Below are 15,142 nucleotides of genomic sequence, written 5' to 3' on the forward strand. Positions count from 1 at the left end.
ATTAAAAAATACATTTTTTAGTTTTGTTTAAGAATATTATCGTTGTATGCTAATTATTAAGTTTTGAGTCTAAAAATTAAACTAAATTCATCCAAGCCTAAAACCAAGCTGATTCTTAACTAACCGGATTTCGTCACGTACAGATTATAACTATATCGGTTAGATATGAATGCCTGTAGTGATATTTATGAATGCCAATCTTGGAAGTTGAGCTTATATGCAGTAGATATGCCTAGGAGAATTCCATGCTTGAGTATTTAACACGTTTGAACGACCATAATTTACCTTATCCAGACACGATTCATCCCATCATCGTTCACTTTGTAATTGCGATGGTGTTGTTTGCTTTTGTTTGCGATGTAGTTGGTTATTTTACCCGTAACTCCCGTCTTTTTGAGGTGAGTTGGTGGAATATGTTTCTAGCTACCATTGCTATCTTCGTCGCTATCATTTTTGGTCAGTTTGAAGCAGGTCTAGCAAGACCTTACCACCTAGCAAAATCAGTGCTGAATATGCATACCCTGATTGGCTGGTCACTTTCGGGAATCATTGCAGCAATTACAGCTTGGCGTTATGTAATTCGTACACGCAACCCCCAGAAATTACCAATTGCTTATTTGGGAGTAGGGCTGATATTGACTGTCATAGTTGGTATGCAAGTATATCTGGGGGATCAACTTGTTTGGGTGTATGGACTGCACACAGTACCAGTTGTTGAAGCGGTAAAGGATGGTATTTTGCGATGAACTCTGAACTAATTGACCAATTGAAAGTGCAATTAGGCGCAAACGGACTGCCTTACACCATTCCTATTCATCCCAACTTAGTTCATCTCACCTTGGGTTTGTTCATCATTGGGATTTTCTTTGATATTGTCGGTGTATTCTTTCCCCTGCAAAAATTCGTCTTTAAGTTTTTGGCAATTCCGGTTGAACGTGCCAACTTCTTTGATGTTGGCTGGTACAACATGCTAGCTTCTGCCATCATCACCTTTTTTACAGTGGCAGCAGGCTTTTATGAAATCATGTTGGCAGAAGCGCCACTAGATGTGAAGAGTGCTTGGGGATTGCAGGCCATGGAAACAATGCTTTGGCATGGTGTAGGTGGTGTTTTACTATTAGCGCTAATTGTTGGCATGACAGTTTGGCGGGGATTCCAGCGCTTCGCTTGGCGCAAAGACGAAGATAGACAAGTGCAGCTGAGTTATCTAGTTGTGGGAATGGCAATCATGTTTGTGATGTACGTCCACGGCACACTGGGAGCACAACTAGCTGCTGAATTTGGAGTACACAATACTGCCGACCAGTTACTAAGAGTCGGTCAAGACCTCAACGCAATGATTAAGTAAATGTTGATTGTTGACTGTTGTTTGTTGTTTGTTTCAACCAACCACCAACCACCAACTACTAACCATGAAAATCCAGAAATTACTGAAGATTTTAACCTTGATTACGAGTGCGATCGCTCTTGTTACTACCAGTCTCTGGATTGGGAAACAGGCTTACTCCTGGCTTCCTCCAGAAGCTGCTGCTGAATCGCGACTCGTTGATGATTTGATTAGCTTCTTGGTTACACTCGGAGCATTCATTTTCCTGGGAGTTACCGGAACGCTGATATATTCCGTAATTTTCCATCGGGCGAAAAAGGGCGAGATTATTGACGGGCCTCCAATAGAAGGTAATATAACCCTAGAAGTTGTCTGGACAGCCATTCCAATTTTGCTAGTGTTTTGGATTGCTGGTTACAGCTACCAAATCTACGAGCAAATGGGTATTCAAGGACCAATGGAGCACGTCCACCTGCACATCCCAATAGGAATGGAATCGGCCTATGCAGCACCGATGCAGGACACGGGGACGCGGGGACACGGTGACGCGGAGACATCTTCTGTATTGGTGGCAAACTCAGAATCTGTAGAAAAAATCGACGTTCTTGCTAAACAATGGGCTTGGGTCTTCCACTATCCAGAAAAAAATGTCACCAGTACTGAACTGCACCTACCTGCTAATAAAAGAGTGCGTTTGGCACTGCAATCAGAGGATGTTCTACACGGCTTCTACGTTCCCGCCTTTCGTGTAAAGCAAGATATTGTTCCCAATCAAACTATTGACTTTGAATTCACTCCTATCCGTACTGGCAAATATCGACTGACTGATTCTCAATACAGTGGCACTTACTTTGCAACCATGCAAGCGAATGTAGTAGTTGAATCCGCTGAAGATTACCACCATTGGCTTGCCAAAACTGCAACCCACAAGCCGACAACTGCATCAAATCAGGCAGCTTCTGAATATGCCCAAGCTGCAAATCAGTCATCCCCATCCGGTTGGGCAACAGTCGCCCCTGCCGAACCTCCTCTAGTCAATTATCCTGGGTGAAGTACCCACAGACTTCGCTTACGCTACGTCTGGGGCTTCCTGTCTCATTCGCCATCGCCACGTTAGGAATTCCTATCGCTAGGAGTTCGGGACTAAACCCGATGATGGTCTTACACAGCGTCTCTCGGTTTGCACCGTTTATCCTCTCAAGGAGGAACCCAGGCAGCCGCCCTGCAACGCAGCGGCAGTTTGATTTTTGCTTCGACACGTTTACCTTGGATTTACGACAATAGTCAACCACGATTCGCTTACGTCTTAAGCGATCTCTGATGTTTCTGCGGCAAGCAAAGTAGCTGCTACTTCGGATTAGCCTTTATGTGACCTACAGTTGGGCGGGTCAACAACCATCAGTATTTTCCCATATAAAGGAAACAAAGCGATGACGAATATTTCCATCGAAAGCATCGGTATCGCAGATGAACAATCTCACCACGACAGTTCCAACGACTGGAAGCGATACTTCAGCTTTAGCACTGACCACAAGGTCATTGGTATTCAGTATCTTGTTACCTCGTTCATATTCTTTCTTGTCGGCGGTATATTTGCGATGGTGCTGCGGGGGGAATTAATTACACCCGAAGCAGATTTAGTCGATCGCACCATGTACAACGGTATGTTCACCATGCATGGCACAGTCATGCTGTTCTTGTGGACATTCCCATCACTGGTAGGCCTAGCCAACTACCTCGTACCACTTATGATTGGCGCACGCGACATGGCATTTCCCCGCCTCAACGCCGCCGCCTTTTGGATGGTGCCGATAGTCGGCATTCTATTGATGGCCAGCTTTTTTGTCCCTGGCGGCCCAGCCCAAGCTGGTTGGTGGTCTTACCCGCCAGTTAGTCTCCAAAACCCCACAGGTAACTTAATTAACGGTCAAGTTATCTGGCTGTTGGCGGTAGCAATTTCCGGCGTATCCTCAATTATGGGGGCAGTCAACTTTGTCACCACCATAGTCAAGATGCGCGCACCGGGCATGACTTTCTTCCGGATGCCCTTATTTGTTTGGGCAGTATTCAGCGCTCAGATTATCCAACTCTTCGGACTCCCAGCACTGACAGCAGGCGCGGTGATGCTGCTACTCGACCTCACAGTTGGTACGGGCTTTTTTGATCCCGCCAATGGAGGGAATCCAGTTATGTTCCAGCATTACTTCTGGTTCTACTCCCACCCCGCTGTTTACGTGATAATTTTGCCCATTTTCGGCATTTTCTCGGAAATATTTCCAGTTTATGCCCGTAAACCCCTATTTGGTTATAAAGTAGTCGCCGTTTCCTCACTCCTGATTGCCGTAGTCAGCGCTATTGTCTGGGTACATCACATGTACGTCAGTGGTACTCCCGGCTGGATGCGGATGATTTTCATGCTGACAACGATGTTTGTATCTGTACCCACTGGTATTAAGGTGTTTGCCTGGGTAGCGACGATTTGGGGCGGTAGAATGCGGTTAACTACACCCATGCTGTTTGCCCTAGGTGGATTGGTGTTGTTTGTGTTTGCAGGCATTACAGGCATCATACTTTCCTCCGTGCCTGTTGATGTTCACGTCAACAATACCTACTTTGTTGTTGGTCACTTCCATTATGTTCTGTATGGGACGGTGACGATGGGAATGTATGCAGCCATCTATCACTGGTTCCCGAAGATGACTGGACGGATGTACTACGAAGGCTTAGGCCAACTACACTTCTGGTTAGCATTCATCGGCACTAACCTTAACTTTTTCCCCATGCATCCCTTAGGATTACAAGGAATGTTGCGTAGAGTCTCTTCCTACGCACCAGAGTATGAATTCTGGAATATTGTTGCTAGTCTTGGCGCATTTCTATTAGGTATGTCTACGCTACCGTTTATTCTCAATATGATTGGTGCATGGATGCAGGGTGAGAAAGCACCAGATAACCCCTGGCACGCAATTGGCTTGGAATGGGAGGTTTCTTCACCACCTCCTGTAGAAAACTTTGAAGAGATTCCTGTTGTTGTCAGCGCACCTTATGGTTATGGCAAGTCGGAACCATTAGTTGCTCAAGCTCACACACAGAAGCATGTATCTGTCAGCCCAACTTTGACAGGTGTAGAATAACGCGGCCAGATCTTTGTGTCTTTGTGCCTACCCTGCGGGAAGCCGCTGCGCGTCTATGTGGTGAAAAAGCAATGATTAGAACCACCAAGACACTAAGACACGAAGTTAAAAAGCTCATTCTTGAGCATGAATTTCCACATCACGCTTCAGCAAAGCTGTCACAGCTTGCAAATAAAGGAGAATTCAAGCAATGGACGGTTATATGATTTCAGAGGAGTTGCAACTGCATCAGACAGAGCATGTTCATGACGAAGAAGGCAATAAGATGTTTGGCTTCGTTGTGTTTTTGCTATCTGAAAGTGTTATTTTTCTCAGCTTTTTCGCTGGATATATTGTTTATAAAATAACAACTCCCAACTGGCTGCCACCTGGTATTGAAGGATTAGAAGTTGTAGCGCCTGCAATTAATACGGTGGTTCTTGTTGCCAGTAGCTTTGTCATCTACTTCGCAGAACGTGCCCTTGGACGTCACAATTTATGGGGTTTTCGCCTGTATCTGTTGGCGACGATCGCGATGGGAAGTTACTTTTTGTTTGGACAGGCAATTGAATGGAATAGCTTGGAATTTGGCTTTACTTCCGGTGCATTTGGTGGGATGTTTTATCTGCTCACTGGTTTCCACGGTTTGCACGTTCTGACTGGCATCTTGTTGCAATTGATTATTTTGGTACGTTCCTTCATTCCAGGTAATTACGATTCTGGTCACTTTGGAGTGAATGCCACTTCGCTGTTTTGGCACTTTGTTGACGTAATTTGGATTATTTTGTTTATTCTGATCTATATATGGCAGTGAAGTTATTTATTGGTTGAAGTGATATTTACACTCTAAGTTAAAGCTTTTGGTGCGTTAGCTTAAGTACAGCTTTGCGTAAAATCGTAGCTTTTTTAAACACAGAGGAACACAGACTGTTTCCAAATTTAATTCGTTACGAATTTGTGCAATATTTTACTAAGTATGACGCACCAATTGTCTTGATTGGTGAGACAAGGGAGAGGAAGAAGACACCCTTCGGGAAGTCAAAAGTACCAAGTCAAAAATCAAAATTAAAATCTTTACTTTTGACTTTTGACTTTTAACCCTTCGCTGCGCTCGAGGGCATGCTTTTGACTTTTGAATTGTTTTGTCCTCCTTGTCCTTCTTTTCATTTGAAGATTACTGAATCAGTGTTCTAGACCCTCGATAGATCTGCTTGGACTTGTTCGGGTGGGAGCCAAGGTGTCAAAACAGGCTCTTGGGATGCACCATTGCCATCTTGCCCAACAATTTCTGCATAGAGGGCTTCCTGGTGAGCGAACTCGCAGGCAACAGGTGGAGCACTGGTCTGAACAAAAGGCGTTTGGGTCGGCTCATCGTTAGCATCATAGTCAGGCAGTTGACTTTGGGGATGCATGTAGGTATGGGTTTTGGGATCGTAAGCCATCACTTCGCCTGTCTCAATGTAGTAAATCCAGCCGTAAATCTGGAGCTTGCCTTGATACAGTTTGGAGTGGACTGATGGATAGGTTTTCAAATTTTCGATTTGCGTTAGCACATTCTCCGCAACCGCAATTTCTAACAGTTCTTTATCGGTGTAGTTTTTGTAGCTATCTTTCACGAGTCTACGAGTTGCTTCCGCGTGCTTGAGCCAGTCATACACTAGCGGCATATCTTCTTGAAGCTTGTTGAGATGTAGCAATCCGTTCATTGCACCGCACTGGGAGTGACCGCAGACAATGATTTGCTCGATGCCCAATGCTTGAATGGCATATTCAATCGTTGCTCCTTCGCCCCCATTAGTTGCTCCGTAGGGCGGGATGATGTTTCCGGCATTGCGAACGATGAATAGCTCACCTATCTCTGTCTGGGTAAGTAGGTTAGGGTCAATCCGGGAGTCAGAACAAGTAATGAACATTACTCTCGGCTTTTGACCATGAGCGAGTTGTGCTAACAAGTCCCGATGGGCAGGGACGTAATTTGCCCGAAATTCCTGCAAACCTTTAAGTAATTTCTTCATTGCTTATAACTCCTCGGCAGTGTTTGCTTTGAGAAATGTAGTGCGGACGTTTTGTGAGCAAGGGCTCTGCCTGCACTACTGTTTTGGAGTGTGATCTAGGTATTAGATTAAATAAGTGACGGTGACAAACTCGAAACACAAATGTAACAAAGTCGGAAAAAAGCAGATATTTTCGCAGGCGATACGAACCCGAACAATTCGATTGTCAAGTTAGTAACCAAAATATATGAGACTAGGTGAAACTTACTAAAAAAGCAATATCTAAAATTGAGATTTAAATCGAAGATATCACCAATTTTACGCAAATCTTTACTCACTCTTGTAGGCAAGCAGTTTTTGTAAATGCGATCGCTTTGATACAGGCAATTGTATTGAGAAAAGCTTCCTTCTGTTTCGTCCAAAGAAGTAATTCTTGGGAAAAATGAATTTATACTAAATTGAGTTGCTGACTGGTTTACTCAAGAAGACTTTATGTTGCATCCCGCTCGTGCAACCCTCCTTGCAAGCAACAAAGTTAGTTGGAATGGTATTTATCTCCAACACTGCTGCCAACCTCCTAGCGAAATTCCTGCCCATTGCCATGTCCAGCATGTGGTTGCCATTCATCACTTTCAGCAAACAGTAAAGTTAGAGCGTGTGTTTGACGGACGCCGCCAGACTGAGCATATTGTCAACGGTGATATTGTCGTTGTGCCAGCAAATGTAATCCATTACTTTCAACGACTCGTCAAACCAAAAAAGGGGCTTGACAACTTCCTTCAAACTGAGCGTATTGCTAACAATCATGCTGTAGCTGAGACTACATCTCATCACTCTTGTGTAAATCGGGAAGACGAATTCACTCTCCTTTACCTGGAACCTTTACTAATCGCTCGCATTGCCTATGAGTCAGTCAATCCAGACTCTGTTGAGATTCTGCCGCATTTTTCCAAACCCGATCCGCTCATTTATCAAATTGGATTAGCGCTCAAAGCCGAACTAGAATCTGAGGAAGCAGACAGTCATCTTTATGCAGAATCAGCAGCAACAATGCTAGCAGCCCATCTGTTGCGGCACTACTCTGTCCGAAAATATACTCTGAAAGACTATTCAGGAGGTCTACCGAAGTCCAAGCTACGGCAAGTGATTGACTTATCAATGACTATCTAGACCATGATTTGAGGCTGGATGACTTGGCGGCTGTAGCCCAGATCAGTCCCTATCACTTTACTCGGTTATTCAAACAAGCTATGGGGCTTACACCCCGGCAGTATGTGATTCGATGCCGGATTGAAACTGCAAAACGGCTGTTGGCAAAGTGGGAGTTGTCCATTACAGAAATTAGCGATCGCCTGGGATTTACTAGTCACAGTCATTTCACTACGTTCTTTCGCAAACATACTGGCATCACCCCCACCGCTTATCGACGAGGGCTATGATCCTGCCTTTTAGGTGAACAATGATTTCTATCTCTAGGATGAATTAACGCTAAACCAAACTTAACTAGCAAGATTTGTAAAATTTTGGCAATTTTTAGTAAAGACAACACAAAGCACAATCGCTACGCTTATTTAGTCACAAAGTTTTATTTTTTAGGAAGGCGATCGCGTCTAATTTTCTGGATGTACTTGAAACATGGAGACTCAAATGAATACAATTGATAGGAAAGCTGAGGAGTGCAAGTTGCTAGAGTTAGACGCTGCATTTCTTAACGCCATTCTTAATCACGATGTCACCGTCCTTGAGCGTGACTTACCCAATAATTTTCTGTCGATATTTCCAGACGGTCGTGTCGCAAACAAAGCAGTAGAAATAGAGAGTGCTAAAACTGTAGAACTTGAATCGTTCGCGACTGAAGAGGTTCAGGTGCATTGGTACGGTGATGCGATCGCTATCCTCAATTTTCGTCTGTCCTTAACATTTAAAGGGCAGGAAACTAGGCATGTCCGTGACTCTCACGTGTATCTGAAACGCAATGGACGCTGGCAGATGATTATGGGTCAAACAACTCCAATCTTGCAACTGTGATTATCAATATGTCATTTTGATGGTCTCAGGCGGCTTCTAATTCGTTAGATAACAATGAGATGGCAGCGATCGCCCGCAAATACGGCATCGAATTTTGAGAGTAAGTTTAGTATCGCCCTGTCAGTTTACATCCCACAAGCATTCAGAGACGGGATGTGTTGAGAGGGCGTTACCAGCTAGAAGCAGAGTGCGATACAGTTTAGATTTCTACACCATATTTTTTAGCGATTTGACCAAGTTGCTCAAACTGTTCTTGTGAGGCTTGAGTTAATTTCTCTTCTGGAGGCAGTTCATTTTTCTCGCCTTTAGGAACTAAATACCTAACGTAAAGAGAAATGAAATCAACTATAGCTGCTATACCAGGCAAAGCGTGGTTGTCAGCTTGCTTTCCTGCTACTAAAATCGCCATACTTCCTTCAATCGATTTCCTGGTTGCTTCCACAAATTGACCGATAAGTTCGTTGATGTAGTCTACTGCCGCCAGGTTCTCTAACTTCATTAAATCCGGAGTAAATTCGTATCCGGCTGCTGTTGCTTGTTCTAGAACACACCATTGTGTGAACTCTCGCAGTACTGCTTCGGGAAGGCCAGAAAGATACTTGTGCAATTCTAAATCAGACACTAGCTTACCTTATAAATTTCAGTTTTCTTTGTGTCTTAGTGCCTTGGTGGTTAATAAAATAATTTTTGAACCACAAAGACACTAAGACACCAAGTTAAAAGCAGATTATGCGGTGCGGAAACGTGCCAGTTCTTTACCCGTCTTCGCATCATGGGCGTGAACGGTACACACTAAGCAGGAATCAAATGACCGTGCTACATGACCTACTTCTACCGGATCGGTCGGATCGGTAATAGGTGTACCTATCAAAGCCTCTTCAATCGGGCCGCGTTTTTCTTCAGCGTCACGGGGCCCGACGTTCCAAGTCGTAGGGGCGATCACCTGGTAATTCTTAATCTTACCGTCTTCTAGTTCTACCCAGTGACACAATGAACCTCGCGCTGCTTCTGTTGCACCCCAACCGCGTCCGTCTTTTTCTTTCGGTTTGATGTACCAGGGTTCATTTAGTTCGAACTCGCGTAGACAGCGTTCGGCTTGGCGATATAACTTGACAATTTCATGAACTCGTGATAGTAGGCGCACATGCACGCTGGGGCCACCCATGCGCTTGAAGACATCTAGGATAAATCCGTCGTAGTGCTGCCAAGATTCACCATGTTTACCACCTGCCACTAATTGCCGTGCTAAGGGGCCGGCTTCCAAGCGTCCGTGTTCGATGTGGCGTACTGCTGTTGACCAAGAATAGGAGTTATTGAAGTCTTTGTTATTCTTTTGGGTGGGGTTGGTAGTACGGTCAAAGGGGTGAACATCTCCTGTGCCTTCGTCATACCAAGAGTGAGTGGTATTTTCGCGGGCAAAGGTATGATCCATCAAGACGTGAGTGTCGGTGTAACTGTCATATACGCCACTCTTCATGATCGTGGCAGCATTCCGCCCTGCTATTGTTGGCTTCTGGTATCTATCTTCATGAGGTAGATATCCCCAAGTGACGTATTTACCTACACCAGCGCCAAATTTATCTAGACCGATATCTAAACCCATGCGCCAATAGAAACCTAGGTCAGACTGGCGATGGTTGCGGTTTTCATGTAACCAGGCCATGAAGTCATCATAGGTCTGAATTTGTTCGTAGCGTTCTAGCGAACAACCTAACCACACTGGTTCTAACCAATTAGTGCGGAAGTATTCCAGAATTGACCAGGCGCGGGTAATGTCTGTTAAGGTAGGGGCGCACATCACACCACCAGGAACCATGTAGCTAGAATGGGGCCATTGACCACCCAAGAGGGCGTAAATTTCTACAGGTTTAGCAGAAATTGTGACGCCAATTTCGTAGTGTTTACCAGTAAAAGCTGCAAAACGTCGGACAGCTTCTTGATAGTAGCGGCTATGCTGGTATTTTTTGTTAGTCAGATCAATGGCAAATAGACCGTAAAAATAACGAGGTATACTTTGGATTGTTTCGACTATTTGACCGAGATTTCTGGCTAAAATCGCATTGCGCGGAACTTCTGTTTCCCAAGCGGTATCTAATGCCCAAGATGCACAAGTGAGATGAGAACCACCGCAAATACCGCAAATACGAGGTGTAACAATCAATCCTGCTTGGGGGTCTTTGCCACGCAGAATGACTTCAAATCCTCGGAAGAGTTCGGCATGAGTCCAGGCGTTGACTACGTGACCATCTTCGATTTCGACTCGCACATCTAAATCACCTTCTACTCTCCCGACGGGCGAGATGTCTAATGTTTGAATACCCATAATGTTTTGTTGGTGGTTGATGGTTGGTGGTTGGTAGTTGGTGGTTGGTTGAAACAAACAACAAACAACAACCAACAAACAACTAAACTAAGAAAAAGTCTTCTTCTGCCCAAGCGGGTGCAGCATCTTTTGCGACTAGGGTGAGTAAGGCGTAGTCTTTGTTCTTCACTCCTGGTGGTAATTCTTTGGGAACTCCCATCACGGTTTGAGTCTTAAATACAGTTCCAGGTTTGAGATCGTAGAAGGGGAATTCTGGTTCAGTACAACCCAAACAAGGCATTCCAGCACGGGTTTTGGATGAAACGCGGTTCCACAAGATGCGGTTGCAGGAAGAATGAGTCATGGGGCCGCGACAACCCAAGTCATAAAACAGGCATCCTTTGCGCTGACCAAATTCGGCGGTGGTTGCTTTATAGGCAAAGTGGATGTTGCGAGTACAGCCTGTTTGAGTAAAGGTTTTGAAGAAGGTTTGGGGACGATGGAGTTCGTCAAGGGTAATATCGCCGATGCGACCGGTGGCGATCGCCACTAATATCTGCGTTATCCAGTCGGGATGGGCGGGACATCCGGGAATATTAATTACGGGCAATCCTGCTTTGGAACGGTAATCTGCCCCTAAAAAACCACCTTTTTGGCGCTTGAGAAATTGTAAACCTTGAGATTCACTGGGGTTGGGGGCCATGGCGGGAATTCCACCCCAGGTAGCACAGTCACCCACAGCAACTACAAATTTAGCAGCTTTTGCTAAGTCGCTGACCCAATTTTTCATCGGACGGTGGGCGAAACGATTCCATTCTCCCGTACCGTTGGGGGCGTTAACTACCGTGCCTTCAAATACCAAAATATCTAGAGGTATTTTGCCGAGGGCGCAATCCCACAGCATTGCTTGGAGATTGTCTCCTAGTTCCAATCCCAAAGAGGGATGCCATAGTAAGTTGATGCCAAAGTCAGAAATTAAATCGCAGACAGTTGGTTCTTCGGCATTTAAAAATGACATGGTGTTGCCGGAACAGGCACCACCTTGTAGCCATAATACGTTAGTCATTGGCTGCGTATTTGTAATGTTGACAATAGACTTCTTCCAGAAATTAGGTAAAGGTAAAGCAACAATTCTCACCTACTCATCCTTTACCCTTTCCCTAACTAAAGGACATTAATGAGGCTTGTAGAGTTTTATCCGCAAATTATCATTTACCTTTCAATATCAAATATTTTTATTTCCAATTATATATGCTTTAAAAAAAAATAAAGTATTAAATTAAACTAAATCAACAGGCATAAACTATTTTTTTAGTAATTATAAATACAGAATATATAGTTGCATCAAATATCATTATATTCAGTATTCATACCAACTCTAGCAATACTAAATTCTTAATTTTAGAGTTAAAAGAAAGTTTTTAATAAGTAATTTGAGTTTAAAATGGATATTAAAATACACTCAAATAAGTCATAAAGCTATCATATTTATGGCTTATTAAACTTAAAATCAGCAGTAAATTTAACGTAAAAATTAAGTATAGACAGCAAATATATGCCAAGAATTTTACACTTGAAAAAATCAAAAATGTTAAAAAAATTAACAGTACTGGAATTAAATCAATAATGATGTCTAGTGACTAGAATTTTGATGATAGGCTGATTTATATTAGTGAAGGTTGTGAATGGTTGGTGGTTAGCGAGCAAGAATCAATAACCAACAATAAACTTTCATCATTAATATTGATTCCTACCCAGTTGACTTGAAAAAACTTGGTGTCTTAGTGCCTTGGTGGTTCAAGATTTTTTTAACCACCAAGACACCAAGACACAAAGAGATTCCACCTTCTTATTTGCAATTCCACACTTCTCATGATTCCAAGTATCACAGATGCTGCGGTGAAAGCAGCGATCGCTGCTATTGCTTCTGAGTCAGCATCAACCAAGGATAAAATCGAGATGCTGATTGAAATGGCGCATGGCTTTGTAAAAAAGCCAAAAACTGCCCAAGATTTGTGGAATGCGATCGCGCTGTATCAACAAGCAGAAAAATTATCTGGTGAAGATTACCTGCTGCTGAAAGCGCGGGCGAAAGTAGGAATGGCGGGGGCGCTATGGGCAATACCAAACGATGCAGAAGACTTGCTACTACAAGCGAAAGGGTTGTACACAGAAGCCTTACCAGCTTTGCAAGAGTTTGCCTCACCTGAAGAAATTGCCGAAGCCCAGATGAACTATGGCTTGGTGCTACAGTCTCTAGTACCATTCAACTTGGCACGAATAGCAGATAGTATTCAGGTATATCAAGAAGCTTTGCGGGTGTTTACCTGGGAAAAATACCCCCAGGAATATGCGATTTTACACAACAATATTGCGATCGCCTACCTTTCCATGTCTAGTGGTTCGCAACAGCAATATTTGTTTGAAGGCTTGGCAGTACAGACTTTTGAGGCAGCACTAAAGCACATTAATATCATCGATCATCCCAGAGAATATGCGATGTTGCAGAATAATTTAGGCAACGCCCTGCAATATTTACCATCATCTCATCCCTTGGATAATTTGGTGCGGGCGATCGCAGCTTATGACGAAGCTTTAAAAGTGCGTAATGCCAAATATACACCCTTAGAATACGCCAATACGATTGCGAACAAAGCCAACGCCTTATTCAACTTACCCGACGACTTGAACAAACCAGAAACAGGTAATCCTCAAAACCTCAGACAAGCGCGTGCCTACTATCAACAAGCTTGGGAAATTTTTACCCAGCATAGACAAATAGAACAAGCCCAAGTAGTAGCCCAAATTTTGCAAGATATTGAGACGGAAATAGGGAGTAAGGGTTAGTGGATAGTGGTTAGTAGATAGTAGGAAACAATCACCTATTAACCACTAACTACTAACTACTAACTACTAACTACTAACCATTTATAAGGAGAATACATCATGACAGACATACTCACAAGCTTAGCGATTGGTGATATCAACTTGCTGACAGGAACAATTTTGTTGTTAATAGCAACTGGATTCTCTCTAGTAGGTGGTGCAATTGGCGGAATGCTTTTAGCTGGAGAAGAAGTAGGTTATCAGTTTGCGGCCATGCTTGGTGGTTTATTTGGCCCTGCTGCTGTGATTCCACCGATGCTTTTAGGGTTGTTCCTGCTGAATTTCTGTCCTCAATTCTAGGAGATTTTATGTTAGAAATAGGTTGGTTTTCCGCTAGATTATTTTTTAAAGGCAAGCTAATACGCGATCCAAAGTACTTTTGGCAGCAAACCAGTATTGGTGCTGGTATAGGTTTACTACTACTAATTTTACCTTTATTCTTAAAATTTCCGTTGTGGCTAGCAGTAGTAGCATCCAGTTTAACCACGGGTACTGTAATGCCGTTTCTGCTTAAAGACTTCAAAATGAAGTGAATAATTAGTTGTTAGTCGTTGGTTGATGTTGTGAGTTAATCGTATTAAATACCAACAACTAACCACTAACAATTATCTACTAACTACTCACAAATATCTAATGACTACCCTTGAGGAATTAGTACAAGAAATTAGTTGTTTTGAAGCGATAATATCCGAGTGGGATGAAAGCAAAAGGTGCGTAGCCATAGGATTGAAACGGGCGATCGAAGACTTGCATAAAGAGGCACTAACTCGCTTAATTAAAAGTGTGAAACAAGAATCAATGCCAGCTTTGCGTAATGCCGTTAAAGATGAAATAGTCTACGGAATTTTGCTTTATCACGAATTAGTAAAGCCGCCAACACTACCTTTAAGACAACGTGTTCAACAAGCATTGAATGAAGTTCGTCCTAGTTTGAAAAGCCATAATGGTGATGTGGAATTAGTAGCAGTGAAAGAACCGGATACAGTAGAAGTGAGATTAATTGGCACTTGTAGTCATTGTCCGGCTTCCACGTTAACTTTATCTCAAGGAATTGAACAGGCAATTAAGGCATATTGTCCGGAAATTAATAACGTCATCGCGATAGGATAAATTTTTAGTAGTTACGCCTACTATGAATTAACTCTCGGTGGGTAGTGGGTAATGCGGATACCGCTAATTCGCGGTTGTTAGGATGGAAAAAGCCTAAGTCAATTTTAGCTTTACAGGGAATTGCTGCTGATGCTATTGCCGGACAAAATGATTTTCAAAGTAAGGGAGAAAATCGCGATTTTGGGCAACCAAAGCGAGATAGTCTAAATTGGTGTTATGGAATAAAAGTTTGTGGTAATACGGCGGTAGTTGCTGATTCGGGGAATAATTGAGTTTTACTGTGGCAGATGCCAATGGTGGAGAGATAAGGGGATGGGGTGATGGGGAGAATTCAAAATTAAACTCTCCCCAACTCCCCACTGCCCCTTATCCCCACAAAGTG

General features: G+C 43.4%; 16 protein-coding genes and 1 pseudogene. 13 read left to right on the forward strand and 4 right to left on the reverse strand.

Features of this window, described 5'->3' with window-relative positions:
• The first annotated feature begins 245 nt into the window (after positions 1-245).
• From FIS9605_RS0101860 to FIS9605_RS0101885, 5 genes are all read left to right on the forward strand, one after another.
• Positions 246-746, forward strand: a complete 501-nt coding sequence (locus FIS9605_RS0101860) for a DUF2231 domain-containing protein (RefSeq protein WP_026731072.1) — start codon at positions 246-248, stop codon at positions 744-746.
• Positions 743-1,348, forward strand: coding sequence for a DUF2231 domain-containing protein (locus tag FIS9605_RS0101865; protein ID WP_026731073.1), 606 nt, complete (start codon positions 743-745; stop codon positions 1,346-1,348). The genes FIS9605_RS0101860 and FIS9605_RS0101865 overlap by 4 nt, the downstream gene beginning before the upstream one ends.
• 64 nt (positions 1,349-1,412) lie before the next feature.
• Positions 1,413-2,378, forward strand: coding sequence for a cytochrome c oxidase subunit II (locus FIS9605_RS0101870; protein ID WP_026731074.1), 966 nt, complete (start codon positions 1,413-1,415; stop codon positions 2,376-2,378).
• 379 nt (positions 2,379-2,757) lie between these two features.
• On the forward strand, positions 2,758-4,461 hold the full coding sequence (ctaD, locus tag FIS9605_RS0101875; RefSeq protein WP_026731075.1) for a cytochrome c oxidase subunit I: 1,704 nt from the start codon (positions 2,758-2,760) through the stop codon (positions 4,459-4,461).
• Between the two features lie 190 nt (positions 4,462-4,651).
• Positions 4,652-5,254 (forward strand): cytochrome c oxidase subunit 3, encoded by a 603-nt coding sequence (locus FIS9605_RS0101885; RefSeq protein ID WP_026731076.1) that lies wholly within the window; start codon positions 4,652-4,654, stop codon positions 5,252-5,254.
• A 376-nt stretch (positions 5,255-5,630) separates the two neighbouring features.
• On the opposite strand, the gene FIS9605_RS35975 is transcribed toward FIS9605_RS0101885, so the two are convergent.
• Entirely contained in the window at positions 5,631-6,455 is an 825-nt protein-coding gene (locus tag FIS9605_RS35975; protein ID WP_035139290.1) for a carbonic anhydrase, read from the reverse strand.
• 471 nt (positions 6,456-6,926) lie between these two features.
• On the opposite strand from FIS9605_RS35975, the gene FIS9605_RS35980 reads away from it, so the two are divergent.
• The 3 genes from FIS9605_RS35980 (at position 6,927) to FIS9605_RS0101900 (ending at position 8,462) form a co-directional block, all read left to right on the forward strand.
• Complete coding sequence (locus FIS9605_RS35980) at positions 6,927-7,604, forward strand: hypothetical protein (protein ID WP_051469900.1); 678 nt, start codon at positions 6,927-6,929, stop codon at positions 7,602-7,604.
• A gap of 23 nt (positions 7,605-7,627) precedes the next feature.
• A complete protein-coding gene (locus FIS9605_RS40525) occupies positions 7,628-7,873 on the forward strand; it encodes a helix-turn-helix transcriptional regulator (protein WP_197035983.1) in 246 nt (81 codons plus the stop codon).
• A 208-nt stretch (positions 7,874-8,081) separates the two neighbouring features.
• Positions 8,082-8,462: a nuclear transport factor 2 family protein gene (locus tag FIS9605_RS0101900; RefSeq protein ID WP_026731077.1), complete on the forward strand. Its 381-nt coding sequence runs from the start codon at positions 8,082-8,084 to the stop codon at positions 8,460-8,462.
• 199 nt (positions 8,463-8,661) lie between these two features.
• Here FIS9605_RS0101900 and FIS9605_RS0101905 read toward each other — a convergent pair whose 3' ends face one another.
• The 3 genes from FIS9605_RS0101905 to FIS9605_RS0101915 form a co-directional block, all read right to left on the reverse strand.
• Positions 8,662-9,084 (reverse strand): hypothetical protein, encoded by a 423-nt coding sequence (locus tag FIS9605_RS0101905; protein ID WP_026731078.1) that lies wholly within the window; start codon positions 9,082-9,084, stop codon positions 8,662-8,664.
• Between the two features lie 105 nt (positions 9,085-9,189).
• Entirely contained in the window at positions 9,190-10,785 is a 1,596-nt protein-coding gene (locus tag FIS9605_RS0101910) for a nickel-dependent hydrogenase large subunit (RefSeq protein WP_026731079.1), read from the reverse strand.
• 82 nt (positions 10,786-10,867) lie between these two features.
• Complete coding sequence (locus FIS9605_RS0101915) at positions 10,868-11,830, reverse strand: hydrogenase small subunit (RefSeq protein WP_026731080.1); 963 nt, start codon at positions 11,828-11,830, stop codon at positions 10,868-10,870.
• Between the two features lie 806 nt (positions 11,831-12,636).
• Between FIS9605_RS0101915 and FIS9605_RS0101920 the strand changes: the two genes are divergently transcribed.
• The 5 genes and pseudogenes from FIS9605_RS0101920 to FIS9605_RS0101940 all read left to right on the forward strand — a co-directional run.
• The gene (locus FIS9605_RS0101920) at positions 12,637-13,611 is read left to right on the forward strand and encodes a hypothetical protein (RefSeq protein ID WP_026731081.1); all 975 of its coding nucleotides are present in this window, start codon (positions 12,637-12,639) and stop codon (positions 13,609-13,611) included.
• 99 nt (positions 13,612-13,710) lie between these two features.
• Entirely contained in the window at positions 13,711-13,950 is a 240-nt protein-coding gene (locus FIS9605_RS0101925; protein WP_026731082.1) for a hypothetical protein, read from the forward strand.
• A gap of 8 nt (positions 13,951-13,958) precedes the next feature.
• Positions 13,959-14,183, forward strand: a complete 225-nt coding sequence (locus tag FIS9605_RS0101930; protein WP_026731083.1) for a hypothetical protein — start codon at positions 13,959-13,961, stop codon at positions 14,181-14,183.
• Between the two features lie 100 nt (positions 14,184-14,283).
• Positions 14,284-14,760 carry a NifU family protein gene (locus FIS9605_RS0101935; protein ID WP_026731084.1) on the forward strand — a complete coding sequence of 159 codons (477 nt, stop codon included), beginning with the start codon at positions 14,284-14,286 and terminating at the stop codon, positions 14,758-14,760.
• Between the two features lie 53 nt (positions 14,761-14,813).
• A pseudogene (locus FIS9605_RS0101940) lies at positions 14,814-15,032 on the forward strand (hypothetical protein); the annotation flags it as partial.
• Positions 15,033-15,142: the final 110 nt, after the last annotated feature.

The sequence above is a fragment of the Fischerella sp. PCC 9605 genome, from assembly GCF_000517105.1.
Classification (GTDB): Bacteria; Cyanobacteriota; Cyanobacteriia; order Cyanobacteriales; family Nostocaceae; genus PCC9605.

Coding starts and splice junctions, on each gene's coding strand:
- FIS9605_RS0101860 (WP_026731072.1), top strand. CDS start 246: ATGCTTGAGTATTTAACACGTTTGAACGACCATAATTTACCTTATCCA.
- FIS9605_RS0101865 (WP_026731073.1), top strand. CDS start 743: ATGAACTCTGAACTAATTGACCAATTGAAAGTGCAATTAGGCGCAAAC.
- FIS9605_RS0101870 (WP_026731074.1), top strand. CDS start 1,413: ATGAAAATCCAGAAATTACTGAAGATTTTAACCTTGATTACGAGTGCG.
- ctaD (WP_026731075.1), top strand. CDS start 2,758: ATGACGAATATTTCCATCGAAAGCATCGGTATCGCAGATGAACAATCT.
- FIS9605_RS0101885 (WP_026731076.1), top strand. CDS start 4,652: ATGGACGGTTATATGATTTCAGAGGAGTTGCAACTGCATCAGACAGAG.
- FIS9605_RS35975 (WP_035139290.1), bottom strand. CDS start 6,455: ATGAAGAAATTACTTAAAGGTTTGCAGGAATTTCGGGCAAATTACGTC.
- FIS9605_RS35980 (WP_051469900.1), top strand. CDS start 6,927: ATGTTGCATCCCGCTCGTGCAACCCTCCTTGCAAGCAACAAAGTTAGT.
- FIS9605_RS0101900 (WP_026731077.1), top strand. CDS start 8,082: ATGAATACAATTGATAGGAAAGCTGAGGAGTGCAAGTTGCTAGAGTTA.
- FIS9605_RS0101910 (WP_026731079.1), bottom strand. CDS start 10,785: ATGGGTATTCAAACATTAGACATCTCGCCCGTCGGGAGAGTAGAAGGT.
- FIS9605_RS0101915 (WP_026731080.1), bottom strand. CDS start 11,830: ATGACTAACGTATTATGGCTACAAGGTGGTGCCTGTTCCGGCAACACC.
- FIS9605_RS0101920 (WP_026731081.1), top strand. CDS start 12,637: ATGATTCCAAGTATCACAGATGCTGCGGTGAAAGCAGCGATCGCTGCT.
- FIS9605_RS0101925 (WP_026731082.1), top strand. CDS start 13,711: ATGACAGACATACTCACAAGCTTAGCGATTGGTGATATCAACTTGCTG.
- FIS9605_RS0101930 (WP_026731083.1), top strand. CDS start 13,959: ATGTTAGAAATAGGTTGGTTTTCCGCTAGATTATTTTTTAAAGGCAAG.
- FIS9605_RS0101935 (WP_026731084.1), top strand. CDS start 14,284: ATGACTACCCTTGAGGAATTAGTACAAGAAATTAGTTGTTTTGAAGCG.